Origin of the sequence: Pseudonocardia sp. NPDC049154 (assembly GCF_040648315.1) — a bacterium.
Lineage (GTDB): Bacteria > Actinomycetota > Actinomycetes > Mycobacteriales > Pseudonocardiaceae > Pseudonocardia.
Map to the genome: position 1 here is coordinate 41,592 of NZ_JBEZDN010000030.1, position 24,490 is coordinate 66,081.

Genomic DNA, 24,490 nt, shown 5'->3' on the forward strand with positions numbered 1-24,490 from the left:
GTGGCGCCTGTGGACGATGCGCTCGCCGAGGTGGCGAAGCTCGAGAAGGAGCTGAGCCGCCGGCGCGACGACATCCAGCGGCACGTCGACTACTACGACGGCAAGCAGCCGCTGGCGTTCGCCTCGGAGCAGTACCGGGACTGGTTCGGCGACCAGTACAGCGGGTTCGCTGACAACTGGTGCGCCCCGGTGGTCGACGCGATGACCGAGCGGCTGCGCCTGATGGGCGTGCGTCCGCGCGAGGCGACGAAGGTCGACTCACAGCTCCGGCAGTGGTGGGAGGAGAGCGGCGCAGCGGCCGATTCTCCGCTGGCCTTCGGTACAATGGCGACGTCACGGCGCGTGTTCGCGCTGGTGTGGGACGACGGCGACGACGAGGGCGTTCCCGAGGTCACCTTCGAGGACCCCCGGCAGGCGATCGTCTGCTACGAGGCCGGCTCCCGGCGCAAGCGCCGCTCGGCGCTCAAGCGGTGGTCGGACGACGAGTTCGACTACGCCACGCTGTACACGCCCGACTTCGTGTGGAAGTTCCAGCGACAGCGGCTGGGCGCCGCGGTCGGCGGGCTCGAGCTCCCGGAGTCGACGCGCGCCAGTCTCGCCGGCTGGCAGCCGCGGCAGGCCGCAGGTGACGACGCCTGGCCGATCCCCAACCCGCTCGGCGTCGTGCCGATGGTGGAGATCCAGAACCGGCCGAAGCTGCTCGGCCAGCCGCTGAGCGAGATCTCCGGCGTGATCGCCATGCAGGACGCGATCAACGCGCTGTGGGCCTACCTGTTCACCGCGGCCGACTTCGCCGCGCTGCCGCAGAGGGTCATCCTCGGCGCGCAGCTCCCGAAGATCCCGGTGCTCAACGAGAACGGCCAGAAGATCGGCGAGAAGCCGCTCGACCTGCCCGACGCCAACGTGAAGCGGATCCTCAACCTGGAGGGCCCGGACGCGAAGATCGGCCAGTGGGACTCGGCCAACCTCGACGCCTTCACCGGGGTCATCGAGAAGGCCGCGAACCACATCGGCAACCAGACGAAGACGCCGCTCTACTACTTCGCCAGCTCGATCCAGAACATCTCGGGCGACACGCTCAAGGCCCTCGACTCGGGCCTGGTGGCGAAGGTCGGCGAGCGGATGGAGACCTCCGACGAGGCCATCCGCGAGATCCACCGACTGATGGCCCTGGTGGCCGGCGACGAGACCCTGGCCCGCGCGGTGCGCGGCGGCACGGTGATCTGGGCCGACCACGAGGTTCGCTCCGAGGCCCAGAAGGTCGACGCCCTGGCGAAGCTCAAGGAGATCGGCTTCCCGTTCGAGTACATCGCCGAGCGGTACGTCGGCGGCGACGCCGACGAGCTCGAGCGGCTGATGCGGATGTACAAGGCGCAGATCCGGGAGGACCCGCTGATGATGCTGGCGCAGCGGGAGAAGCAGCTCGACCGCGAGGCCGCCCAGAAGGGCAAGGACGAGGTCGACCCCGAGGACGAGGGCGGCGAGAAGAAGCCGCCGGCCAAGAAGAAGGCCGAGGCTGACGAGCAGTGACCATCCGCTCGGTCGCCCAGGCGCACTACGAGCGGATGCAGCAGATCAGCGGGGCAGCCGCGGCCGTAGCCGTGCGGGAGTGGAAGAAGCTCCCGCCGGGCGACTGGGAAGCGGCCTACGTCAACACGATCGGACCGCAGGCGCTGGCCGCGCTGATCCTCGGCCAGCTCGCCTCGGCCGACGAGGCGGACGGCTACGTCGCCGACATGATCGACGCGATCTTCGGCGGTGACCGCCGGTCGGCCGGCGAGGGCCGGATCGACCCGGAGGCGTTCGCCGGAGAGGCCGCGGATGGCCGCCCGCTCGACACGCTGATGTACATGCCGGTGCAGCGCGCGCAGATCGCGCTACGCCGCGGGGCCAGCCTCCCGGAGGCCCTCGACATCGGCGAGAAGTGGCTCGCCACCATCGTCGCCACCGAGGTCACCGACGCCGGTCGCGTCGCCGACGGGGTCGCGATCACGTCGCGGCCGGTGCTCACCGGCTACGTCCGGATGCTGACCCCGCCGAGCTGCGGACGCTGCGCGGTCCTGGCCGGCCGGGTCTACAAGTGGAACGCCGGCTTCGAGCGCCACCCGAACTGCGACTGCCGGCACGTCCCGTTCGCCGAGGACACCCTCGACGACCTCCGCACCGACCCTCGGGCCGCGGTGCTCGCCGGGAAGGTCACCGGCCTGTCGAAGGCCGACGAGCAGGCGATCCGCGACGGCGCCGACGTCGGCCAGGTGATCAACGCCCACCGCGGCATGTACACCGCGGGCGGCCGGAAGTTCACGACCGAGGGCACCACCCGCCGAGGGCTCGCCCACTCATCCTTCCGGGCGCAGACGGGTCGCAAGATCCGGCAGCGGCTCCGGCCCGAGCAGATCTACAAGGAGGCCGGCGGCGACCGCGCCGAGGCCATCCGCCTGCTCACGCTCCACGGCTACATCTTCTGACCAGCCGCAACGGCTGGTCACACCCCGACCCGCAATGGGAGAGGAACGCATGTCTGGTCAGGACAACACCGGCCCGCAGAACGAGGGCGAGCCGAAGGACGGCGACCCCGGCAAGAACGAGGGCCAGCCGGCCGGCGGCAACGGTGAGCAGGGCGAGAAGGGCGGCGACGACGCCGACCCGCCTGGTGCCGAGCACCTGGGCGACCCCGGCAAGAAGGCGCTCGAGACCATGAAGGCCGAGCGCAAGGCGGCCCGCGACGAGGTCGCCCGGATCAAGGCGGAGTACGACGCCTACAAGGCCAAGCAGGAGGGCAAGGAGGCCGAGCACCAGGCCCAGCTCGAGAGGGACAGGGTGCAGGCCGACGCTCTCGCCAAGGCCAACCAGAAGATCCTCAAGGCGGAGCTGCGCGCTGCGAGCGCCGGCAAGCTGGCCGATCCGGCCGACGCGCTCCGCTTCCTGGACCTCGACGAGTTCGAGGTCGACGAGAACGGCGAGGTCGACACCACCGCGGTCACCGCGGCGATCGACGACCTCCTCAAGACCAAGCCCTACCTGGCTGCGCAAGGCGGCAAGAGGTTCCAGGGCGGCGCCGATGGTGGTCCTCGCAACGAGGGCGGCACCAAGACCATCGACGACGAGATCGCAGAAGCCACCAAGGCCAGGGACTTTCAGCGAGCGATCGCGCTCAAGCAGAAGCGCGCCGCTGACCTGGCCGCCGCAGCCAAGAAGTAGGAGACCCCGACATGGCCGGTATCACCGCCATCGGCAGCACGTTCAACCTGCCGAACTACCACGGCGAGCTGCTCAACATCACGCCCGTCGACACCCCGCTCCTGTCCCTGTCCGGGGGCCTCAACTCGGGCGGCCAGTCCGCCGACACCGAGTTCGAGTGGAGCGAGTTCGACCTGCGCGACCCGGAGATCCGGCCCCGTCTGGAGGGCGCCGACGCCCCCAACCCCGAGGCCCGCGTCCGGTCGGCCAAGAGCAACATCGTCCAGATCTTCCACGAGGCCGTCGCGACGACCTACACGAAGCAGGCCGCGGTCGAGCGCTACGCCGCCGACTCGCTGAACACCGGCTCGAGCGGTTCCAACGCGGTCCGCAACGAGCACGCCTGGCAGGTCGAGCAGTCCCTGATCCAGATCGCCCGCGACGTCAACTACGTCTTCTGGCACTCGACCTACCACAAGCCGACGGACAACACGACCGCGCGCCGGACCCGTGGCCTGCTCCAGGCCATCGAGACCAACCGCAGCGCCGCGGGCGAGGTGACCGGCGTGTCCACCGCGACCGACACCGTCACCTCGGCCTCGCACGGCCTGTCCGACGGTGACAAGGTCGTCTTCACCGACACCGGCGCCTCCTCGGCGATCCGCGCGGACCGGGTCTACTACGTCGTGAGCTCGGCCAGCGGCACGTTCAAGGTGGCGGCCACCCCGGGCGGCACCCCGATCACCATCGGCACGGCGACCGTGTCCTACGTCGAGGCCGGCACCCCGCTGACCGTCGACACGCTGAACGTGTTCATGCAGGGCGTGTGGGACAACGGCGGCATCTCCCAGCAGGAGACCGCGACCCTGTTCGTCCCGTCTCGGCAGAAGCGGGCGATCACCGCCGCGTACGCCGCGGCGTACGGCCAGGCCGACGCGATGGCCGGCACCCGCAACGTCGGTGGCCTCGACGTCACCACGGTGGAGACCGACTTCGGCACGCTGAACCTGGTGCTCGAGCGGGCCCTCCCGGCCGACGCGGTCGCGCTGGTCGACCTCTCCCAGATCAACCCGGTCTTCCTGAGCATCCCCGGCAAGGGCGTGCTGTTCGAGGAGGAGCTGGCCAAGACCGGCGCCACCGACAAGACGCAGATCTACGGCGAGCTCGGCCTCAAGTACGGCGACGAGCGGCGCCACGGCGTCCTCCGCGGCCTGGCGGTCTGAGCCTGGTGTGAGGCCGCGGCAGGTGCCCTCTGCCGCGGCCTCCCCCCGCCTTCCTACACCAGCTCGAGAAGGAGAGACAGTGGCCGCTCCGTGGCTGGCTGATGCACTACGCGCCGGCGGACTGCCGGTGTACGAGCAGCCCGGTTGGCAGGGCCGGGGGACGGGCGGCACATTCACACCGCTCGGCGTGCTGCTCCACCACACCGCCGGACCGCGGTCCGGCATCCTGCCGTCCCTGGGCATCGTCCGGGACGGGCGGTCGGACCTCCAGGGCCCGCTCGCGCAGCTCATGCTCGCGCGCGACGGCGTGTTCCACGTCATCGCTGCCGGCCGGGCGAACCACGCCGGCGCCGGCGCCGCGCGCTTCGTGCCGGCTAACGACGGCAACCGCTACCTGATCGGCATCGAGGCCGAGTCGTGCGGGCTGGTCGACGACTGGACGGACGAGCAGCGGGCGAACTACCCCCGCGGCGTCGCCGCTCTCTGCCACGCGATGGGCGTCGGCGAGGGCAACGTCCTGGGGCACAAGGAGTGGGCCCCCACTCGCAAGATCGACCCGGCGTTCTGGGACATGAACGCCTTCCGCGACGTGGTCCGCGGCTGGCTCCGCGGGACCTTCCAGGAGGACGACATGGCGAACGTTCCGCAGGCCGAGTGGGACCAGGTGAAGAACGCCGTGGGTGTGCTGCTCCAGCAGATCTGCGGCGAGAACAGCACGCTGGCCAACCCGTGGCCGAAGGGCGGCACCGGCTGGGCGACGACCCGCTACGGCGGCGCCGCGGCCAACGAGAAGCTGACGCTGGTCGACATGCTTCGTCGCATCGACCGCCAGCTCAACTCGCCGCTGACCCTGGCCGGTCGGCCGGGCGGCGAGCTCGACAACGAGTACGGCCACGTCCTGTCGATGCGCGCCGAGATCCGCAAGGTGCTCGAGCTGCTCACCGCGGACGACGACAGCACCGGCGAGCACGCGGCCTGACCAGGAGGTAGACGATGGCGCTCGAGCCGCTCGCCACGCCTGAGCAGCTCGCGGCTCGGCTCGGCGTCACTCTCCCCGACGACGACCCGGCGCTCGCGCAGTACGAGGAGCTTCTGATCGACGCCTCGGCCGAGATGCGGTCGATCATCGGTCAGCCGCTCTCGAAGATGACCTCCACCACGGAGCTGTGGCCGGACCGGCCGGGACGCTACGAGCTCCCGGCCTGGCCGGTCCACGAGGTCTCCGCCGTCGTGGTCGACGGCCAGCCGGTCGGCTGGTACCGCACCGGGCCCCGGACGCTCTGCGTGCCGCGGCAGTGCGGCCCGGTCACCGTGACCTTCACCCACGGCTGGGACCCGATCCCGGACGACATCGTGAAGTGGACGTGCGTCCTGGCGGCGTCCTCGTTGGCCGCCGCGGAGAGCACCGAGTCGCTCGGTCTGACCGCGGGCGTCTCGCAGCGGTCGGAGAAGATCGACGACTACCAGGTGTCCTTCCAGACCCCGGAGGCCGGTGGCGGCGACTCCGCGGCCGGCCTCACCCTGCCGCAGCGGATCATCGACCGCCTCCGCGCCGCGTACGGCGGGGGCGGGGTGCACTGGCTGGAGGTGCAGGGGTGAGCATCGAGTCCATCCTGCGCCGCGGCCGGAAGCGCCGGGAGGCGCTGATGCGCTCGACCTGCCGGATCCTGCGGCCGGGCAGCGGCGACCCGGTGTTCGACCCGGAGACGGGGGAGTACACGACCCCCGCGGAGACGCTGGTCTACGAGGGCCCGTGCCGGGTCCGGCCGACCTTCTCCCCGGCCGAGCAGGACGGCAGCTCCGCCGAGCGCCAGCTCGTCACGAACGCCTACAACGTCGAGATCCCTTGGACCCGGTCCACCGAGACCACCCCGGTCGACATCGCCGACGTGGTGGTCATGACAGGCGGCGACGAGAACTGGCTGACCGGCAAGCGGCTCCCGGTCGCGTGGGTGGAGTACAGCGACACCCGCACGCACCGCCGGCTGGCGGTCTGGACGCAGGAGCGCGGCGGGGTGACCTATGGCTGACGCATCCCTGGAGTCCGGCGAACTCGATCGTTGGACGCGTGAGATCCGCGCCGCCGCGGCGATGATGCCGCAGGAGGGCGCGAAGATCGTTAAGCGCGGCGCGCAGAACATCAAGGACGGCTGGCAGCGCCGGATGCGGGCGCGCGAACGGCACGGCCACATCCCGCACCTGCCGAAGTCGATCGGCTACGACGTCCGGACGACGAAGTACGAGACCACGGCCATCATCGGCCCGGACAAGAAGACCAGCCAGGGCCCGCTCGCGCACCTGCTCGAGTTCGGCTCGGTCAACAACCCGCCGCACAACGACGGCGGCGCCGCGCTGCGCGCGGAGGCCCCGAACTTCTACCGCGAGATCTCCAAGGCCGAGGGAGGCTTCCTGTGAGCATCCCCGAGGCGGAGCCGCACGTCAGCGCGGTGATCGCGAAGCTCAAGGCCGGAGTGCCCACCACCCTGGGCGTCGCCCTCGGCGTCGGGCCGGCGGCGAACCCGCCGTACCTGGCGATCTACCCGGACCCCGGTGACGTCGAGGACGCGCGGCTCTGCGGGGACCGGTCGAAGCTGACGATCCACTTCATGGTGCACGCCGTGGGGGCCGGGCCGGAGCAGGCCACGTGGGCGCTCGACAAGGCGCGCGCGGTACTGCTCGGCGACCCCCCGACAGTCTCCGGTCGCCGAACCCACCGCATGTCACAGACCCTCGGTGCCGTCCCGGTCACCCGGGACGAGACGACCCAGCCCCCGCTGTACATCGCTCTGGCGGAGTTCCGCCTGGTGAGCCAGGCGGCCTAGAAGGCGCCGGGCTTCCGCAGCGGAGCCGCCGGCGGCAACTGACCAGCCGGCGCCACCGAGGCACGGATCGCCTCGAGCTCGCGTCGCATCGCCGCGGTGTGGCTCCACATCCGCAGCACGGCGACGACCAGCAGGACGCCCAGTACGACGCCCACGATCGTGACCACTGTCGTGATCGCGACCAGGCCGTTCGCCAGGTCCGAGTTGTACACGGTCTAACCCCCCTCACCCTTCCGTCGCCGCAGTCTGCGGCACGAGGCAAGCATTCGATGCTTGCCGCCGGGTGTCAAGTCTAATCCTCCAGAAGGAGTAACCATGTCGGAGATGCCCGGCCTCGTCCACGACGGGATGTACAAGGTCACCTGGGTGCCCACGATGGCGGACATCGATTCGCCGACGGTCGCCGAGCTGACCGCTGCTGGCGCGATCGACCTCGAGTGCCAGATCACCCCGGACGGCCTCGGCCGTGAGGCCTCGGACGAGTCGGTCGACACGTCCCGCCTCTGCTCGGTGTTCAGCACGATGCAGGTCGGCCGCACCTCGTTCGAGGTCAGCCTGACCCTCGTCCGCCTCGACGAGGAGGCCATCGCCCCGGCCACCGACGAGGCCTACCACACCCTCAAGAAGGGCACCCGCGGCTACCTCGTGGTCCGCGACAACCTGCCCGCCGGCACCGCCTACGCGGCGGCCCAGGAGCTCGAGGTCTTCCCCGTCCAGTGCGGGACCCGCTCGAAGGCCAACCCGGCCGCGAACGAGCTCCAGACCTTCACCCTGCCGCTGTTCGTCACCGGCGACCCGGCGCTCGAGGCCGTCATCGCAGGGCCCTGACCCACAGACCCGGCGGGGCGGCGAGTCACCTGACCTGCTCGTCGCTCCGCCGACCCTCCCGTTCGTCTTCCCAGGTCAGGGCCTCCAAGGTCAGGAGTAGCACGTGAGCAACACCTTCTCTGTCGACGACGTGATCGCCGCGGCCAAGCCCGTCGAGCGCGTCGTCCCCGTGTGTGTGGCCGGCGAGCTCGTCGGCGAGTACGAGCAGCTCAAGGACGAGCTGGAGAACCTCGGCCCGGTCCGCACCCTCGGTGGCGGGCGCGACACCGAGATCCGCGCGCGCCTCGCCGAGCTCGAGGGCGAGATGAAGGCCCGCACCTTCGACTTCCGCTTCCGCGCACTGCCGGCCAAGGCCTGGTCGGACCTGATGGCGAAGCACCCCGACAAGGCCGGCAAGCGACTGTTCGACGTGGACGCGTTCCCGCCCGCGGCGATCGCCGCGTGCTGCGTCGAGCCGGCCGGCATGGACGACCCGGACAAGGTCGAGGCGCTGCTCGCCTCCCTGTCCACCGCCCAGCAGGGCGACCTGTTCGACGGCGCCTGGGAAGTGAACACCGCTGCCCCAAAAGGGATGAGCTCCTTCACCGCATCCGCCGCTCTCCGGGACTCCGGGAGGAGCTCCGCTTCTGCTGCTCCCGCGGCATCCCCCGAAGCGTCTTCCTCGGACGAGTAGTCGGGCCGGGCGAGCCGGCGTGGACCGATGAGGACCGCGCCCTCGCCCTGGCCTGGCAGGCGTACCAGGACGACCTCTGCGGTGGCTGCGGCCACCCGCTCTCGGTCACGACGCGCAAGGAGAGCCAGTTCGCCTACGACGGCGAGCCGATCCGCTGCCACGCCTGCGCCGCCCAAGAGCGCGTGATCAACAAGTTCGTGAACGACGGCGGAGACCAGGCCGGCGTGATGGTCCGGATGACGAAGACCCCCGAGTAAGGAGCTGCCGACCGTGGCCGACAGGGTCGTCAATACCAAGCTCAAGATGGACTCGCGGGACTACGTCAGCTCCGCCAACAAGGCGGCCGACGCCACCGACGATCTCCGGAAGAAGGCGGAGCGCTTCGCCGGCCGCAAGTACGAGGCCAAGGTCGGGGTCGACGGCGCCGCCAAGGCTGCTGCCGAGGTCGCCGAGCTCAAGAGCCGGCTCGACCGGCTCCAGAAGCAGTACACCGCCAAGGTCAACATGGACATGCGCGGCGCGCAGCGCGACGTCGCACTGATCATGAACAGCATCACCGCGCTGGGCCCGGCCGCTGTGGCCGCGGCCGGCGTGGCCGGTGGTGCACTGCTCGGGCTGGGCGCCACGGTCGGCACCCTCGGCGCCGGCCTGGGCGTGCTGGTCGGCGGGCTCTGGGGCGTCGGCGACGCCCTCAAGGCGATGGGCGATGCCGACCGTTCCGCCGGGCAGAACGCGGCCGAGTCCGCGTCCCAGCGCCGCAACGCCACCCGGGCCGTCGAGACGGCTCGGGCTGCTGTCGTGCGCGCAGAACAGGACCAGCGCCAGGCCGTCGAGCAGAACGCCGCGGCCAGCGCCGCGGCGACGCGCCGGGTCGAGGACGCCGAAGAGGATCTCGCCGCCGCTCACCAGCGGACGACGTACGCGCTCGAGGCGCTGAACGAGGCTCGCCAGCAGGCGATCCGCGACATGGAGGACATGCGCGAGCGGTCCTCGGACCTCGCCCTCGACGAGCGGGAGGCGAACCTCCGGCTCAAGGAGGCCCGCGAGGAGCTGACCAAGGCCGAGAAGAACGGCGCGACCTCGGCCAACGACCTCGAGAAGGCCCGGATCGACGTGCTGCGCGCGGAGGACCGGCTCTCCGATGTGCAGCGTGACCGCACGCGCAACACCGTGGACCTCAACAAGGCCGAGGCCGGTGGGGTCGAGGGCATGGCCGGGGTCGTCTCGGCGAAGCGCTCGCTGGCCGACGCCGAGCGCGGCGTCGGAGATGCGCAGAAGGACCTGATCCTGGCCCAGGCCGAGGTCGCCAGCACGCAGCGGGAGAACGCGCAGCGCACGCAGGACGCCGCCCTGCGCGTGCAGGAGGCCCAGGCTCGGCTCTCCGACGCGGTGGCCGACGCCAGTGACGCGATGGGCAAGCAGTCGACGGAGGCGAAGAAGCTCCAGGAGACGCTCGACGCCCTGTCGCCGGCCGGACAGAGCTTCGTCGCGTTCCTGTACTCGCTGCGCCCGCAGCTCAAGGAGCTCCAGTCGCTGGCCCAGGCCGGCATGCTGCCCGGATTCGAGGACGGCATCCGCGACCTGATGGTCATCCTGCCCGAGGTCGAGTACCTCGTGTCGAAGACGTCGGAGGCGCTCGGCACGGTCGCCCGCGAGGGTGGCAAGGCGTTCAGCGACCCGTTCTGGCGCGAGTACACGCTGTTCATCGCCAACCAGGCGCAGCCGGTGCTCACTGGCTTCTTCTCGATCACCGAGAAGCTGGCGCGCGGTGTCGCCTCGCTCCAGATGGCGTTCAACCCGATGGCGAAGGACGTCATCGGCGGCCTGGACGACATGGCCGATCGCTTCGCGAAGTGGTCGGCGAGCCTGTCCGCCTCGGACGGGTTCCACGACTTCATCCGCTACGTCGAAGAGATGGCGCCGAAGGTCTTCGACACCATCGGCTCGATCGCCGGCGCGATCGGTGAGATCGCCGTCGCGGCGGCACCCCTGGGCGGTCCGGTCCTGGCCGTGATCAAGGGTCTCGCCGAGGCCCTCGGCTTCATCGCGAGCATCCCCGGGGTCGGCACCACGCTGCTCGCCGCGGCCTCCGCGATGGGCATGCTGAACCTCGCGCTCCGCGGGATCGAGATCGCCAAGTTCTCCCGGCTCGGCCAGTTCATCGGCGACCTGCCGGGCAAGAGCCAGAGCGCCGCCATCCACATGGGCACGTTCACCGAGAAGCTCACCGGCTCGGCGAACGCGGGCGAGCGGGTCATGACCGCCACCGGCAAGATGGGCAAGGTTCTGAGCAACCTCGGGCCGATCATGGCCGGGGTCGGTGCGGCGCTGGCCCTGGTCGCCTGGCAGTACGAGGTGAACCGCTCGAAGGCGGAGGACTACGCCGACGCGGTCACCTCCGGCTCGATGACGATCCAGGACGCGATCGCCAAGGAAGCCGAGGTGATCAAGGGTCGCTCGGCCCTGGGCCACCTGTTCGCCGGGTCCGTGGGCGCGATGAGCGACGCCCAGGAGCTCCAGCGACTCGCCACCGAGAACGTCACGAACGCCCTGATCGCGCAGTCGCGCGCGGTCGACCCGGTTCAGCGCGCGACCGCCTCGGCGACGCTCGCGCAGATGGACTACAACCGCGAGGTCGCGCGGTTCGGGGCGGACAGCCCGCAGGCGATCGGCGCCCTCGGGCGCTACCAGTCGGCGACCCGCGACGTCGAGATCTCGCAGATCATGGCCCGCGACGGCGTCGACCGCATGACCGCGGCGGTGATCTACCAGAACCAGGTGCTCACCGGAGCGGTCTCGGCGGACATGGCCGCCGAGCGGGCGATGCTGACGTTCGACCAGACGAACGCCCGCGCGACCGAGACGCTCAAGACACACTCCGCGGCGTCTCTCGAGGGCCGCGACGCGATCCTGGCGGTGAAGGAGTCCGCCGTGCAGGCGGCCCAGGCGGCCGGGGAGAAGGCGGCCAAGGACGCCGAGGCGTCCGGTGCCGCGGACGGGGCGGCCCGCTCGGCGCAGGCCCAGCGCGACACGTACCTCGAGCTCGCGGCCAAGGTCAAGGAGCCGCTGCGCTCCGAGCTGATCGCCCTGGCCGATCGGGTGCAGACGCTGCCGGACGGCAACTTCACCGTCACCGGTGACGGCAAGGTCAACCTGCCGCAGTGGAAGGCCCCCGACGGCTCGACGTGGACGATCGACCCGCAGGGTGTGACGTCGTCTCGCGTGGGCGGCCTCGCGACCGGTGGCATGGTGGATACTGTCCTTCCGGGCTACACCCCCGGCCGCGACGTGCACACGTTCTACTCGCCCACGGCCGGCTTCCTCGGTCTCTCCGGCGGGGAGGGCATCCTCCGGCCCGAGGCCACGAAGGCCATCGGCGGCGCGGTCGGGCTCGAGCGGATCAACCGCGCCGCCCGCGCCGGCGGCACGCCCTCGGTCGCCCGGATGCTCGCCAAGAGCGGTCAGGCCTTCGCCGATGGTGGCGTGTTCATGACCGGCAACCCGATGCCGGACATCGCCATGAAGCTGCACGGTGGGATCTCCAGCGCGCTGATCGCGGGGATGAAGCCGTTCATCGCCGACAAGGTCCGCAAGCTCGAGGAGGCCGCCCAGGGTGGCGGCAACGCCCTCGAGTGGGCCCGCGGCGAGGTCGGCAAGCCCTACATCTGGGGCGGCGTCGGCCCGGCTGGCTACGACTGCTCGGGCTTCATGTCCGCGGTCATGAACGTGATGAACGGGCTGCCGCCGCACAGCCGGGTCGGCTCGACGAGCAACTTCCCGTGGCCGGGCGGGATCCCGGGGCCGGGCCCCGGCCTGACGATCGGGTCGACGAAGAACGCCGGGGGCGGGATCGGCCACATGGCCGGCTCGATCATGGGCGTCAACATCGAGTCTCGCGGTGGCCGAGGGGTCATCGTCGGCCCCGAGGCCCGCAGCCCGATGGACCGGCTGTTCAACGAGATCTTCCACTACCCGGCCCCGGCCGGCGTGGTCGGCGGGGTCGAGGGTGGAGGCCCGGTCCGCGAGCAGGTCCGCGCCGTGGCGGCGCGCTACGGATGGAACACCGGCGCCCAGTGGGCAGCGCTCGACCGGCTGATCCAGAAGGAATCGAGCTGGAACCCGAACGCGCGCAACCCGCGATCGTCCGCGGCTGGCCTCTTCCAGAAGATGCAGTCGATCCACGGGCCGGTCGAGCCGACGCCGGGCGGCCAGGCCCTGTGGGGCCTCAACTACATCCGGGGCCGCTACGGCGACCCGATCGCCGCCCTGGCGTTCCACAACGCCCGCGGCCACTACGACCGGGGCGGGATCGCCAAGGACAAGGGCCTGCTGGCGAAGGCGACCGTCGAGCCGGAGCGCGTGCTCTCGCCGCGGCAGACCGCAGCGTTCGAGCGGCTGGTCGACGTGATCTCGAGGCCTCGGCGTGTCGCGTACACGCCCTCCTCGGGCGTGTCGCCGCAGGGCGGGGCCGGCGGCCGGAACGTGACGATCAACAACGAGAACCACTTCCGGGAGACGGTCGACGTCGACCTGTTCAACCAGCGGACCGAGTTCGCCATCCAAGGAGCGGGCCTGTGATCACGAACATGCGGCTGGTCCTCGACTCCGAGGAGATGTCGCTGTGGGACCGCGACGACCTCTGGGTGACCTCCTTCGAGGTGGCTCATCCGACGGTTCGCGAGGCCGTCGCCGACCGCACCGACACCGACGGCGCCGACGACACGACGGCGTTCCACGGCTCGGCCGCGGTCAGCCTGGCGGTGCGCCTCCAGGGCGGGACGGACTCCTCGGTGCTCGACGAGCTCAAGCGGTTCATGCACCCGCGGTCCCGCCCGCTGCTGGTGGTGGCGGACGACGAGTGGGACGTCGAGCGCCGGCTCCGGCTCCGGATCAACCAGGGCTCGAGCCCCTTCCAGATGCCGATGTACCCGGTCGCCCGGGACGTGCAGATGCAGTGGGTCGCGCCGGATGGCGCGTGGGAGTCCAGCGCCGAGCTCGAGGTCGTGATCGCTGCGGACGGCGGGGCGCTCGCCGGCCGGACCTACGCGCTGGCGCCCCCGCGCACGTACCCGGCCACGATGCCGGCCGGCGCAGTGCTCGTCGTCAACCCCGGCAACACCTGGCAGCACCAGAAGGCGAAGCTCTACGGGCCCTGCGCCGGACCCCGCTACACCTGCGAGGACACCGGCGAGACGCTGAGCTTCACCGAGGATCTCGTCCTCGCCGCGGGGGAGTACGTCGAGATCGACACGGCAGCGCGCACCGCGCTGCTCAACTCCGACCCGGACGCCTCCCGGCTGAACTACCTCGACTTCGGCGCCTCGACCTGGTGGCGGCTGCCGCCGGGGACCAGCTCCGTGCGTTACCACCCGATCTCCGGCGTGGACGCCGGGTGCGTCGCGATCGCCACCTACCGGCCCGCGTGGCTGTGAGCGAAGGACTAGGACATGGCACTGCTCAAGCCGATGTACATGCAGCCCGCCTCGGGCGACGCGGCGATCCAGTACAGCGCCCAGGATGACCGGGCCGGCCTGCTGTCGTCGATCTTCTCTCGCGAGGGCGTGCTCGACGTTGACGCCGGCCAGCTCAAGGTGACGCAGCGCGCCGCCGGCGCGAACTTCTCGGTCGACGTCGCCGCCGGCCGGGCGGCGATCCAGGGTGACGACGTCTCCGACCAGGGCGTCTACCTCTGCACGAGCTCGACGATCCTCAACAAGAACACCTTCTCGACGGGCGGCTCGATCACCGCGCCGGGTTCCGGATCCCGCACGCACCGCGTGATCGCCCGGGTGCGCGACAAGCTGCACAACGGCTCGTTCTCCACCTACGAGTGGGTCATCGAGATCCTCCAGGACACCGGCTCCGGCGTGCCGGCCGTGCCGGCGTCGGCGATCTCCCTGGCGACGATCACCATCGCCGCGGGCGCCTCGTCCATCACGAACGCGATGATCACCGACACGCGGCCCCAGGCCAGCGTCGGGTCGAAGAACCGCGAGGGCACCTTCGCCCTCGACCCTTCTCTGTGGAATGTCAACGACCCACTGCGCCCCGGAACCTGGCAGGTCAACGCCAACGGCTGGGTGTCGCTCGCGGGTCAGATGTACCGGAAGGCGAACTTCACCTACACCGCCAACACGCAGTACACCGAGAACGCGATCATGCTGCCGGAACTTATCCGGCCGAGCACCACGCGCGACTTCATCGGCATCACCTCCCAGGGGCCGGTTCACTGGGCAGTGAACGCCGCCGGCGAGCTCAAGCAGCGGTACAACGTCAACACCACCTTCACCGCGAACGTCTCCTGGCTCTCGTTCGACGGCTGCGGGTACCGAATCTGATGACTATCTGGTCATTCGTCCTGGGCCCGCCAGCGCCGGAGGGCGGGCACCAGTGGCACCTGACGAACGCGAAGGCCCGGCGCGCCATCTTCCGGCTCACTCGGCCGTCCGAGGCTAGCTTCACCATCGACGGCCGCGACCCGATGGCCGCGAAGATCATCGAGCTCGAGACCGACCTGCACGCGCTTCGGCACCGCCCGACCGGCGGGGCCGAGGAGCTGTTCCGCGGCCGGATCGGGCCGACGGGGGACAGCCTCGACGCCGGCGGTCACCGGACCGACGTCACAGCGCTGGACTACCGCTCGGTGCTCTCCCGCCGGATCCTGTGGGGCGACTCGCAGCTCGTGTGGACCAACACCGAGCAGGCCGAGATCGCGATGGGCCTGGTCAACCAGACGCAGGTCCGGCCGGGCGGCAGCCTCGGCATCGTGGCGGGCGACGGGTCGTCGACCGGGGTCGCGCGCGACCGCACGGAGTACCAGGCCGGGGACTCGATCGGCGACCGAGTCCAGGAGCTCTCCGAGGTCATCGACGGCTTCGACTGGGACATCACCCCGGACGGGGCCGCGGCGCTCAAGCTGGACATCTGGCACCCGCAGCGCGGCATCGACCGCGGCGTGGTGCTCGAATACGGCGGGCTGGTCGCCTCGGTGCAGCGACAGGTCAACCCGCAGGACTACGCGAACGCGGTCCGGGTGAGCGGCCAGATCCCCGAGGGCGGCGACACCGCGCCGACACCCGTAGAGCGCACCGCCAGCGACATCACCACGCGGCCGGAGGGCCGCTGGGACAAGGCGTTCGGCACCTCGATCGTCACCGCGACCTCGCTGGCCGAGCGAGGGGACTGGCAGCTCGACCAGGCCCAGGTCGTGCAGCCCTCCTACACGGTGAAGCTCAAGGCCGGGGCCTGGCAGGGCCCCGACCACATCTGGCTGGGCGACCCGACGCGGCTGGTCATCATGTCCGGCCGGCTGCGCGTCGACAACGTCCTGCGCGTGCAGGAGGTCGACATCTCGATCACCGAAGCGGGCGACGAGGAGGTCTCCCTCACCATCGGCGCGCCGAAGCCGGACTACCGCCGGCGTGCCAACGACGTGGAGCGCCGACTCCGCGAGCTGGAGCGGAGGTAGCCCGCCATGTGGAGCCTGACCCACGTCTCGAGCCAGAACCTCACCGCGGCGAGCGGCATCCTGGCCGCCGACGCTCTGGTGCGCGGGGTCGACTACCTGATCATCGATCAACTGTCGCCGGTGCTGGCCACCGTCGAGAAGGCCTTCGACATGACCACCTGGGGTGTCGCCTTCCTGGTCACCGCGGCGATGGTGGCCGCGGGGTACGCGGCGAAGCTGCGCGTGCTGCTTGCGCTGGCCCACGGGCTGATCGCGACGCTGTACCTGGGCCTCGCCGCCGGGGTGACCAGTACGACCTTCGACCTCGGCACCTTCCCGAGGGACGTCCGCACGGCCGCGACGTTCGTCGCCGTGGCCCTGATCAACGGCCTGCTGGCCTGGAAGATCAGCGAGGAACGCCTCCGTCGGTTCCGTGTGCATAAGACCCGAGGAGGTGGCGGTGAGTGACCCCGCCGGCAACCCGATCTCGATCTACCTGACGCTCGCGCTCTCCGCCATCACCACGTTGGTCCTGATCAGCGCGAAGCTCCGGGAGCTCATCTCGCCGGTCGCCCGCTGGTTCACCGGCGGCGCCATGCGCCGCATGCGCCAGATCGACGAGCTCGAGGACGCGCGCGTGATCGACCTGACCAAGCAGGTAGAGCACCTGACCAGGCGAGTAGTCGCCCTGGAGAAGGAAGCCCAGGAGCACCGCGACCTGGTCCTCTCGCACATCCGCTGGGACGCCATGGCGATCGCCGCGGCGGCCAAGGCCGGCATCGAGCTTGATCTCCCGCCAGACCTCATCGCCTACCACACCCCACGACCTAGGAGTCTCGGATGACCCTTCTCGGACGCGAGCCCGCCCAGTGGCTCGGTCTGCTCTCGGCCGGCGTAGCACTGTTCGCCGCGCTGGTGCTGCCGCTGTCGATCGAGCAGCAGGGCGCCATCATGGCCGTCGCCACCGCGGTGTTCGGCGTCGTCGGCGCCTTCGCCGTCTCCGGCGAGAAGGCGGCCCCGCTGGTCGCTGGCCTAGTGCAGTCGGTGCTCGCCCTGGCCCTGGCCTTCGGACTCCAGCTCGCCCCCGAGGTGCAGGGCTCGATCATGGCGTTCGTCGCCGCCGGCGTCGGCTGGTACCTGCGCACCCAGGTGGTCGCCCCGGTGCCCGCAGCCGCGGTCACGGCGCCGAAGTAGCCACAGAACGAGGAAGGCCCCCCGGATCACCGGGGGGCCTTCTCTGTGTCAGTGCCCGCTGTCAACCACCAGGTACGGACCGCGGTCCGCGCCGTCCAGCGTGCCACCGGGCGCGCCCTGGAGGTGCTCCAGGATCTCGTGCAGCGACTTGGTCTTCTGGCAGTCCCGGCACACTGCACCGGTGTAGTCCTCGATCGCGTTGGACCAGCGGCAGGGCTCGACGAACGGCGGAAGCTCGTTCGGATCACCCACTTGGCCGCAGACGTCGCACGCCAGCAGGCTCGCCACGCTCTCTCCCTCCCCGTAGGACCGAGCGCCCGCGGAGAACGCGGTCGCGTTCCCTGCGCCCGGCCTCCACCCCTATGTAACGCTCCGTCATAACTCTGCTCGAATGGCCTAGCAATGCTTGCACGACCGAGATCGGATCGGGGTGCCGGTCGACGCAGAGTTGCTCGTACAGACAGCGTGACACGCTACGCCGGACGGTGTGGACGCCTTCCCCCTGTAGAACGTCCTCTGTCACTCCAAGGGTGCGCGCGAGGTGCTTCTTCACCACCAGGTAGCACCCCCTGACCCTTTGCTCGTCCGGGTAGTACCGCATCACTCCCGGGTTGCCGACGCTCCGTCGCCGCGGCACTAGGTACCAATCGTCGCTGATGGGACCGCATTCCCGCTCGTAGACATCGAACCATCGCTCGAGCTCCTCGGCGAGTTCGCTCATGATGGGCAGGTAGTCGTCGTCACGGCGCGTCTTGTGCCGGGCCCAGGCGATCTCCCCTCGGGCGAGGTCGACGTCACCGACCCGGATTGTGTTCAGCTCGCCCGCTCGCCCCCCGGTATAGGCGGCCAAGGCGCAGATCACCCGTTCGTACGAATCCTTGGCGCCCTCGTAGAGCTCGATCAGTTGGTCAGGGTCGAGCTGGAGCCGGCGCGTCTGGCGCTGGCGGACACGCGCCGTGGCCGGGTGGATGACCTCGCCGGAGACGTAGCCGTTGCGGAAGCACCACTCGAGGAACTTCCCGACCTGGCCGAGCGTGCGGTTCAGTGCGCCGTCGCTCATCGTCTCCCGCAGCCCGGCCCCGCGGTGCTCACGCCCGCGGCACCCGCGGATGCACTCGTGTGGCCCCCAGATGTAGCGCTCGACGTCCGCCTCGCGAAGGTTCTTCGGGACCTTGCGCGTAGCGTCCCACCAGCTTGCGAAGCGCAGCACGGAAACGCGCTGCGTCGCGAAGGTGCTCGGCGCGACCCGGCCGCGCAGCCTGGTCAGATAGGCGTCGGCGTGCGCCCGCATCGTCGTGCGAGGCCCGTGAGTTGGCATGGCGCCAAGCATGCGGGCTTGCATCGAACCTTGTCAACCGCGTTGCTTGCCGTCATTGAATACTTCGACAACGACGTCAAGGTCCACGCCCCCTTCGACGCGATCGCCCTGGCCGAGCGCCTCACCCACTGACCCGTGAGTGCCGACTGCCGCTAGAGGGGCGCTCGGCACTCACGACCCCTGCTGAACTGCGGGTATGGGCGAGCAGCATCCGGCGGCCCAGCAGGACGCCGACGCCGGCGACCACCATCGCCGCGGCGGCCACGATCCAGGCCGTGGTGAAGGAGGCGTGCGCGGCCAGGAACCCGAACCCGACGGGCCCGAGGAAGCCGCCGGCGTACACGCCGACCTGCACGATCGCCGTCGCGGCCGCGGGCGCAGACGGGTTGAGCCGCACCACGGCGAACTGCAGCAGGCCCGGCCACGACCAGCCGAGCCCGAAGCCCAGGACCGTCCCGACGATCAGCGGCACCGGTCCCGGCACGGCGAGCAGCAGCAGCCCGGCCGCGCCCAGCAGCAGGCAGCCGGCCACCACGGCGACGTGCCCGCCCGTCCGCCGGTCGGCGAGCCAGCCGTGCAGCATCCGCATCAGCAGCCCGACGACGCTGCCGAGCGTCAGGACCAGGCCGGCAAGCCCGGGTTCCACGCCGCGGTCCACCGCCGACGCCACGAGGAAGATGCCGAGCCCGGTCGCGCTCGCCGCGCCCAACCCGGCGGCGGCACCGATGACCGACAGCGCCGCCGTCGCCCGGTCCTCGGGGACGGTCCGGTCGCGGACGCCCGGGCCGGAGCCGCGCGGGGCGGCGGCCAGCGAGGCCAGCGCCAGCGCCGCGCCGATCACGTAGGCCCAGCGCCACCCGATGGTCAGCGCGACGGCCGGGACCGCGACGCCCGCGAGCACTGTGGCGAGCGGCACCGAGGCCTGCTTGACCCCGAAGGACAGGCCCAACCGCGCGGCGGGCATCGAGCGCGCCAGGGTGAGGTTCGAGGAGAGCTGGCCCATGACGTTGCACCACGCGCCGCAGAGCAGGATCGCGACCAGCGAGGCGTAGTTCCGCGCCAGACCGGCCGTGAGCAGCATGAACGTGGCGGCGCCGAGCACGGCGATCCGGCTCGTCCGGCCCGAGCCCAGGCGTTCGACGAGCTTGCCGACGGGCAGCGACACCAGCGCCGAGACACCGAAGTACAGCGCCACGACCAGACCGAGCCCCGCCGGGTCGAAGCCCAGCTCGGCGGAGATCTGCACCGCGAGCGCCCCGGTCAGGAAGATCGGCAGCACGGTCGCGGTGGTGATCGCGACCGCGCCGGCCCCCACGCGGAAGGCGGTCTGCTCGCGGCTCACGATGAGCAACGCTAACGGACTTCCGGCCCGAATCTCGCCCGCACGTGACGAATCCCAGGTCTCCAGGGGTCGTGAGTGCCGGCTGCCCCTCTAGGGGCAGTAGGCACTCACGGGGTGGTGCGGGCGCGGAGCTCGAACTTCTGGATCTTTCCGGTGGAGGTCTTGGGCAGCTCGTCGACGATCTCCACGTCCCGCGGGGCCTTGTAGCGGGCGATCTTCGACTTCACGTGCTCGATCAGCTCCTCGGGTGTGGCCTCGCCGCCGGGAGCGAGCACGACGAAGGCCTTGGGCCGCTCGCCCCACTGCTCGTCCGGCACGCCGATCACCGCAGCCTCGAGGACCGCCGGGTGCGAGACGACGGCCTGCTCGACCTCGACCGTCGAGATGTTCTCGCCGCCGGAGATCACGATGTCCTTGGCGCGGTCGCGCAGCTCCACGTAGCCGTCGGGATGCATCACGCCCAGGTCGCCGGAGTGGAACCAGCCGCCCTCGAACGCCTTCTCGGTGCCCGCCGGGTCCTCGTAGTAGCCGGTCATCACGTTGTTGCCGCGCATGACGATCTCGCCCATCGTCTCCCCGTCCCGCGGCACGTCGCGCATGTTCTTGTCGACGACGCGCACCCGGTCGGTCTGCAGCATCCCGACGCCCTGCCGGGCCTGCAGCCGCGCGCGCTCCTCCGGCTCGAGGTCGTCCCAGGCGCGCTGGTACTGGTTCACGGAGTAGGGCCCGTAGGTCTCGGTGAGCCCGTAGACGTGCACGATCCGGAAACCCATCCGCTCCATCTGCAGGATCGTGGTCGGGCTCGGCGGGGCCCCGGCGGTGGTGACGACGAGCTGGTAGTCCAGCTTCGTGGCCCGCTCCGCCCGCATGATCGTGGTGACGACGGTGGGTGCGCCGTTCAGGTGCGTGACCCGGTGCTCGTCGATGAGCTGCCAGATCCGGTCGCCGCGGACCTCGCGCAGGCAGACGTGGGTGCCGCCGATGCCGGTGAGCGCCCACGGCGTGCACCAGCCGTTGCAGTGGAACATCGGCAGCGTCCAGAGGTAGACGCTGTCCGGCGTGTGCGCGGAGTGCACGATCTCGCCGAAGGAGTTCAGGTACGCGCCGCGGTGCGAGTACTGCACACCCTTGGGCTTGCCGGTGGTGCCCGAGGTGTAGTTGATCGAGATCGTCGAGTCCTCGTCGGCGACCTCCCAGGGCAGCGGGTCGTCCGCGCCGCGGGCGAGCAGGTCGTCGTAGCGCACGCCGGAGCCGATGCCGTCCCCCGGGCTCGCCGGGTCGACCACCGTGATGATCTCCTCGACGGTCTTCAGCTCGCGCGTCACCGGCTCGACCTGCGGGTACAGCGCGGCGTCGACGACGAGCACCTTCGACCCCGAGTGGTCGAGGATGTAGCGGATCTCCTCGGTCGACAAGCGTGTGTTGATCGCGACCAGGACCGCCCCGGCCAGCGGCACGGCGAAGTGCGCGACCAGCATCTCGGGCAGGTTGGGCAGCAGGTACGCCACCCGGTCCCCGCGCTCGACGCCGGAGCCACGCAGGCCGTGCGCCACGCGGGTCGCCTCCGCGGCGAACTCCGCGTAGGTCCAGGTGCGGTCGTCGTGAACGATCGCGGTCTTGTCCGGGTACACCTCGGCCGAGCGGCCCAGGAAGCTCAGCGGCGTCAGCGGCGTGGTCCAGACCGAATCCATCCGCCGATCCTCGCCGCTGGGTCCCGGGCCGGGCAACAGGTCGTGACTAGCCCTCGAGGGTGATGGCGGCCTTCGGGCAGGCCCGGACCGCCTCCTCGACCTTGCCGCGCAGTTCCTCCGGCGGGTTCTCGTCGAGGATGTAGAGGAAGTCGTCCTCCCGTACCTCGAACACCTCCGGCGCGGCGGCCATGCACAGCGCGTTGCTCTCGCAGAGGTCGAAGTCCACGTGAACCTTCATGGCGTCAATGGTGGACCTGCGGGGTCGGTACCGGGTGACTCAGGACACCCTTGCCTGGAGCCGGTGCCCGGCAGGCGGGGCGCGGCCGTGCGGGTGCTCGGGCAGGGGGTCCGGTCGGCCTCCGCGCGGGCGGCCGCCGCGGCCCGGACGGCGCCGGCGAGGGCCAGCGGCGCGGGGGCCTGCGGGGTCGTGACGGGCGTGCGGGGCACGTGCGCGGACTGGTGCCGGGCATCGGGCACGGACTCGTGGAACGCGGCGGTGGCCATCTCGGCGGCGGGCGCGGTGCCCGGCGGCCCGATGTCGACGACGAGCGCGGTGCCGGTCAGGCCGCCGACGGCGGCCACGGCCACGCTCGCCGCCAGCACCGCGGGGAGCCGCGGGCGGAGCGGGTGACGCATCGGAGGCGGGGTCCTCTCCGGTGGGGGTGCGACGGCCCGTGGGGGAGCGTGCCGTCGCTCCCTCATCGCAGGTCCCGGACCCGGGCGTTACACGTTCGGGTGAACGGTCGAGCGGCGCCGCCGAACGGGGGCGCCCATGATCCGCGTCCCGGCAGCGGGACGGTCGATTCCCGAACGCCCCGCTGCCCGACGGCGGATCACGGACCGGTCAGACCGTGCCCGTGAGGCGGGCGTAGACGACGACGTTGTCCGCGTACGAGCGAACGGTGTCGTCGAAGGCGCCGCCGCAGGTGATGAGCCGCAGCTCCGCACCCGGGGTGTCGCCGTAGACCTCCTCGGTCGGGAAGGCCGACTTCGGGTACTGCGCCACGCGGTAGGCGGTGAACAGCGCGGTGCTGCCGTCGGCGCGGTCCACCCGGATCTCGTCGCCCACGGCCACCGTCGACAAGCGGGTGAACGTGCCGGGCACGCCGCCGTAGTCGACGTGCGCCGCCAGCACGGCCGGCCCGGACGCACCGGGCGTCGGGCCGAGGCCGAACCAGCCGACCGTCGTCGCGTCGGCCGGGACCTCGAGGGCGCCGTCGGCGGTGAGACCGAGCTTGCGCAGCGGGCCGGAGGCGACGCCGATCGACGGGACCTCGAGCCGCTCGGGTGCCGACGCGGCCAGGGGTGCCGTGGCGGCGGCCGGAGTCGCGGCCGCCGGAGCCTGCGCGGCCGGCTGGGTCGGCTGGGTCGCCTCGGGGGCACTGCACCCGACGAGGACGACGAGCGCGGTGCCGGCGAGCAGGCCGGCCGCGAGCCGAAGGAACCGGCCGGCGGGCGACGGGATCCGGGTGCGGCTCATCGGAGGCCGGCCCCGCCCGTCGCCACACCGCCGACCGGGTACACCGCGACCTGGCGGCCCTCGGTGCCGAAGTGGTCCTCGCAGGCGATGCCGTCCGAGTCGGCGTCGAGCCGCTCCGGGTCGGACAGGTCGGCCAGCAGCACGGCCTGGGCCTCGGCCTGGGTGGCGAAGTCGGCACAGTCGCGGTCGCCGGTCACCACGACCACGGCCGCGTCGACGGTGGCCGAGTCGTCCTCGTCGGTGGAGGTGGCGTCGTCGTGGGTGGCGTCGCCGTCGCCGTGGTCGTCGCGGTCCTTCCCCCCGTCGTCGTGGTGGTCGTCGCGGCCGCCGTGGTCGTCGCGGCCGCCGTGGTCGTCCTTGTCGCCGTGGTCGTCCTTGCCGCCGCCGTGGTCGTCGTCGTGCGACGGGGGCGTGGTGGGCGAGGGCGTCGGCTTCGGGGGCTTGGTCGGGGTGGTCGGCGTGGGCTTCGGCGTGGTGGTCGGGGTCGACCCGGGAGCGCCCTGCAGCGTCTCACAGGCGATCCCGTCGCCGTCCTCGTCGAGGTTGTGCGGGTCGCCGGAGCCGGCGCTCTCGTAGAAGTCCTGCGCCTCGCGCCAGGTGTCGAAGTCGGAGCAGTTCTTGTCCCCGACCGTCGGCTGGGCCAGCGCGGGTGCGGTGGCGCCGAACAGCAGGGCGGCGGAGACGGTGGCGACCAGCGCCGCGGCGCGGATCACGGGGCGTGCAGGGGCACGAGTGGGCATCGGTGTCCTCTCGAAGGGGGGCCCGGCCGCCGGTTCTTCTCGACGGCCGACCCGCCTATCGCGAGGATTACCTCCGTATTACCCCGTCTCATCCATCTTTGGTATGTGCGGTCGCTAGTCCTTCCGGAGCACCGGCCGCAGGGCGTCCAGTACGTCGACGCTCTCGATGGTGGAGGGCACCGGCTCGTCGGCGCCGTCGGCGATGCCGCGCATGGTCTTGCGCAGGATCTTCCCGGAGCGGGTCTTGGGCAGCGCCGGGACGACCGCGACCTCCTTGAGGCTGGCCACGGCGCCGACTTGGTCGCGCACCATCTGGACCAGCTCGGCGCGCAGCGTGTCCTCGTACCCCTCGGCGGAGGCGTCCACGCCGGCCTTGAGGACCACGAACCCGCGCGGGATCTGGCCCTTCATCTGGTCGGCCACGCCGATGACCGCGCACTCGGCGACGTCCGGGTGCGAGGCGAGGACCTCCTCCATCCCGCCGGTGGACAGCCGGTGCCCGGCGACGTTGATGACGTCGTCGGTGCGGCCCATCACGAACACGTAGCCGTC

General features: G+C 71.2%; 28 protein-coding genes and 1 pseudogene. 19 read left to right on the forward strand and 10 right to left on the reverse strand.

Annotated features, from left to right (window positions below; translation table 11 throughout):
• The 9 genes from AB0B41_RS17195 to AB0B41_RS17235 all read left to right on the forward strand — a co-directional run bounded on the left by AB0B41_RS17195 (position 1) and on the right by AB0B41_RS17235 (position 7,225).
• On the forward strand, positions 1 to 1,530 hold the full coding sequence (locus tag AB0B41_RS17195) for a phage portal protein (protein ID WP_358204064.1): 1,530 nt from the start codon (positions 1 to 3) through the stop codon (positions 1,528 to 1,530).
• Positions 1,527 to 2,468 (forward strand): hypothetical protein, encoded by a 942-nt coding sequence (locus AB0B41_RS17200; RefSeq protein ID WP_358204066.1) that lies wholly within the window; start codon positions 1,527 to 1,529, stop codon positions 2,466 to 2,468. Before AB0B41_RS17195 ends, AB0B41_RS17200 begins: the two co-directional genes overlap by 4 nt.
• A gap of 49 nt (positions 2,469 to 2,517) precedes the next feature.
• Positions 2,518 to 3,201 (forward strand): hypothetical protein, encoded by a 684-nt coding sequence (locus AB0B41_RS17205; RefSeq protein WP_358204069.1) that lies wholly within the window; start codon positions 2,518 to 2,520, stop codon positions 3,199 to 3,201.
• Positions 3,202 to 3,212: 11 nt separating this feature from the next.
• Positions 3,213 to 4,403 (forward strand): DUF5309 family protein, encoded by a 1,191-nt coding sequence (locus AB0B41_RS17210; protein WP_358204072.1) that lies wholly within the window; start codon positions 3,213 to 3,215, stop codon positions 4,401 to 4,403.
• 79 nt (positions 4,404 to 4,482) lie between these two features.
• A complete protein-coding gene (locus tag AB0B41_RS17215; protein ID WP_358204074.1) occupies positions 4,483 to 5,382 on the forward strand; it encodes an N-acetylmuramoyl-L-alanine amidase in 900 nt (299 codons plus the stop codon).
• Positions 5,383 to 5,396: 14 nt separating this feature from the next.
• Entirely contained in the window at positions 5,397 to 6,002 is a 606-nt protein-coding gene (locus tag AB0B41_RS17220; protein WP_358204077.1) for a hypothetical protein, read from the forward strand.
• Complete coding sequence (locus AB0B41_RS17225) at positions 5,999 to 6,433, forward strand: DUF6093 family protein (protein WP_358204079.1); 435 nt, start codon at positions 5,999 to 6,001, stop codon at positions 6,431 to 6,433. The genes AB0B41_RS17220 and AB0B41_RS17225 overlap by 4 nt, the downstream gene beginning before the upstream one ends.
• Positions 6,426 to 6,818 carry a hypothetical protein gene (locus AB0B41_RS17230; protein WP_358204081.1) on the forward strand — a complete coding sequence of 131 codons (393 nt, stop codon included), beginning with the start codon at positions 6,426 to 6,428 and terminating at the stop codon, positions 6,816 to 6,818. Before AB0B41_RS17225 ends, AB0B41_RS17230 begins: the two co-directional genes overlap by 8 nt.
• Complete coding sequence (locus AB0B41_RS17235; RefSeq protein ID WP_358204083.1) at positions 6,815 to 7,225, forward strand: hypothetical protein; 411 nt, start codon at positions 6,815 to 6,817, stop codon at positions 7,223 to 7,225. Before AB0B41_RS17230 ends, AB0B41_RS17235 begins: the two co-directional genes overlap by 4 nt.
• On the opposite strand, the gene AB0B41_RS17240 is transcribed toward AB0B41_RS17235, so the two are convergent.
• Positions 7,222 to 7,437 (reverse strand): hypothetical protein, encoded by a 216-nt coding sequence (locus AB0B41_RS17240; RefSeq protein WP_358204085.1) that lies wholly within the window; start codon positions 7,435 to 7,437, stop codon positions 7,222 to 7,224. The genes AB0B41_RS17235 and AB0B41_RS17240 overlap by 4 nt on opposite strands.
• Before the next feature lie 103 nt (positions 7,438 to 7,540).
• Between AB0B41_RS17240 and AB0B41_RS17245 the strand changes: the two genes are divergently transcribed.
• The 9 genes from AB0B41_RS17245 (at position 7,541) to AB0B41_RS17285 (ending at position 17,367) form a co-directional block, all read left to right on the forward strand.
• Positions 7,541 to 8,053 carry a hypothetical protein gene (locus AB0B41_RS17245; RefSeq protein WP_358204088.1) on the forward strand — a complete coding sequence of 171 codons (513 nt, stop codon included), beginning with the start codon at positions 7,541 to 7,543 and terminating at the stop codon, positions 8,051 to 8,053.
• A 103-nt stretch (positions 8,054 to 8,156) separates the two neighbouring features.
• The gene (locus AB0B41_RS17250) at positions 8,157 to 8,726 is read left to right on the forward strand and encodes a hypothetical protein (protein ID WP_358204090.1); all 570 of its coding nucleotides are present in this window, start codon (positions 8,157 to 8,159) and stop codon (positions 8,724 to 8,726) included.
• A gap of 270 nt (positions 8,727 to 8,996) precedes the next feature.
• A complete protein-coding gene (locus tag AB0B41_RS17255; RefSeq protein WP_358204093.1) occupies positions 8,997 to 13,304 on the forward strand; it encodes an NlpC/P60 family protein in 4,308 nt (1,435 codons plus the stop codon).
• A complete protein-coding gene (locus AB0B41_RS17260; protein ID WP_358204095.1) occupies positions 13,301 to 14,158 on the forward strand; it encodes a hypothetical protein in 858 nt (285 codons plus the stop codon). Before AB0B41_RS17255 ends, AB0B41_RS17260 begins: the two co-directional genes overlap by 4 nt.
• 15 nt (positions 14,159 to 14,173) lie before the next feature.
• Positions 14,174 to 15,064, forward strand: coding sequence for a hypothetical protein (locus tag AB0B41_RS17265; RefSeq protein ID WP_358204097.1), 891 nt, complete (start codon positions 14,174 to 14,176; stop codon positions 15,062 to 15,064).
• Positions 15,064 to 16,194: a hypothetical protein gene (locus tag AB0B41_RS17270; protein ID WP_358204099.1), complete on the forward strand. Its 1,131-nt coding sequence runs from the start codon at positions 15,064 to 15,066 to the stop codon at positions 16,192 to 16,194. The genes AB0B41_RS17265 and AB0B41_RS17270 overlap by 1 nt, the downstream gene beginning before the upstream one ends.
• Positions 16,195 to 16,200: 6 nt before the next feature.
• The gene (locus AB0B41_RS17275) at positions 16,201 to 16,641 is read left to right on the forward strand and encodes a hypothetical protein (protein ID WP_358204102.1); all 441 of its coding nucleotides are present in this window, start codon (positions 16,201 to 16,203) and stop codon (positions 16,639 to 16,641) included.
• A complete protein-coding gene (locus AB0B41_RS17280; protein ID WP_358204104.1) occupies positions 16,634 to 17,017 on the forward strand; it encodes a bZIP transcription factor in 384 nt (127 codons plus the stop codon). Before AB0B41_RS17275 ends, AB0B41_RS17280 begins: the two co-directional genes overlap by 8 nt.
• On the forward strand, positions 17,014 to 17,367 hold the full coding sequence (locus AB0B41_RS17285; protein ID WP_358204108.1) for a hypothetical protein: 354 nt from the start codon (positions 17,014 to 17,016) through the stop codon (positions 17,365 to 17,367). The genes AB0B41_RS17280 and AB0B41_RS17285 overlap by 4 nt, the downstream gene beginning before the upstream one ends.
• A 48-nt stretch (positions 17,368 to 17,415) precedes the next feature.
• Here AB0B41_RS17285 and AB0B41_RS17290 read toward each other — a convergent pair whose 3' ends face one another.
• Complete coding sequence (locus tag AB0B41_RS17290; protein WP_358204110.1) at positions 17,416 to 17,655, reverse strand: hypothetical protein; 240 nt, start codon at positions 17,653 to 17,655, stop codon at positions 17,416 to 17,418.
• Positions 17,612 to 18,577, reverse strand: coding sequence for a site-specific integrase (locus tag AB0B41_RS17295; RefSeq protein ID WP_358204112.1), 966 nt, complete (start codon positions 18,575 to 18,577; stop codon positions 17,612 to 17,614). Before AB0B41_RS17295 ends, AB0B41_RS17290 begins: the two co-directional genes overlap by 44 nt.
• Positions 18,578 to 18,673: 96 nt before the next feature.
• Here AB0B41_RS17295 and AB0B41_RS17300 point away from each other — a divergent pair, with 96 nt between their 5' ends.
• The gene (locus AB0B41_RS17300) at positions 18,674 to 18,817 is read left to right on the forward strand and encodes a hypothetical protein (RefSeq protein WP_358204115.1); all 144 of its coding nucleotides are present in this window, start codon (positions 18,674 to 18,676) and stop codon (positions 18,815 to 18,817) included.
• Here AB0B41_RS17300 and AB0B41_RS17305 read toward each other — a convergent pair.
• From AB0B41_RS17305 to prpE, 7 genes and pseudogenes are all read right to left on the reverse strand, one after another.
• Complete coding sequence (locus tag AB0B41_RS17305; RefSeq protein ID WP_358204117.1) at positions 18,807 to 20,027, reverse strand: MFS transporter; 1,221 nt, start codon at positions 20,025 to 20,027, stop codon at positions 18,807 to 18,809. The genes AB0B41_RS17300 and AB0B41_RS17305 overlap by 11 nt on opposite strands.
• Before the next feature lie 107 nt (positions 20,028 to 20,134).
• Positions 20,135 to 21,718, reverse strand: a complete 1,584-nt coding sequence (locus AB0B41_RS17310; protein ID WP_358204119.1) for an acyl--CoA ligase family protein — start codon at positions 21,716 to 21,718, stop codon at positions 20,135 to 20,137.
• A 46-nt stretch (positions 21,719 to 21,764) separates the two neighbouring features.
• Positions 21,765 to 21,956 carry a ferredoxin gene (locus AB0B41_RS17315; protein WP_037051458.1) on the reverse strand — a complete coding sequence of 64 codons (192 nt, stop codon included), beginning with the start codon at positions 21,954 to 21,956 and terminating at the stop codon, positions 21,765 to 21,767.
• Positions 21,953 to 22,354 carry a hypothetical protein gene (locus AB0B41_RS17320; protein ID WP_358204122.1) on the reverse strand — a complete coding sequence of 134 codons (402 nt, stop codon included), beginning with the start codon at positions 22,352 to 22,354 and terminating at the stop codon, positions 21,953 to 21,955. The genes AB0B41_RS17315 and AB0B41_RS17320 overlap by 4 nt, the downstream gene beginning before the upstream one ends.
• 208 nt (positions 22,355 to 22,562) lie before the next feature.
• Complete coding sequence (locus tag AB0B41_RS17325) at positions 22,563 to 23,198, reverse strand: class F sortase (RefSeq protein ID WP_358204123.1); 636 nt, start codon at positions 23,196 to 23,198, stop codon at positions 22,563 to 22,565.
• On the reverse strand, positions 23,195 to 23,938 hold the full coding sequence (locus AB0B41_RS17330; protein WP_358204125.1) for an excalibur calcium-binding domain-containing protein: 744 nt from the start codon (positions 23,936 to 23,938) through the stop codon (positions 23,195 to 23,197). Before AB0B41_RS17330 ends, AB0B41_RS17325 begins: the two co-directional genes overlap by 4 nt.
• A gap of 114 nt (positions 23,939 to 24,052) precedes the next feature.
• A pseudogene (gene prpE, locus AB0B41_RS17335) lies at positions 24,053 to 24,490 on the reverse strand (propionyl-CoA synthetase); the annotation flags it as partial.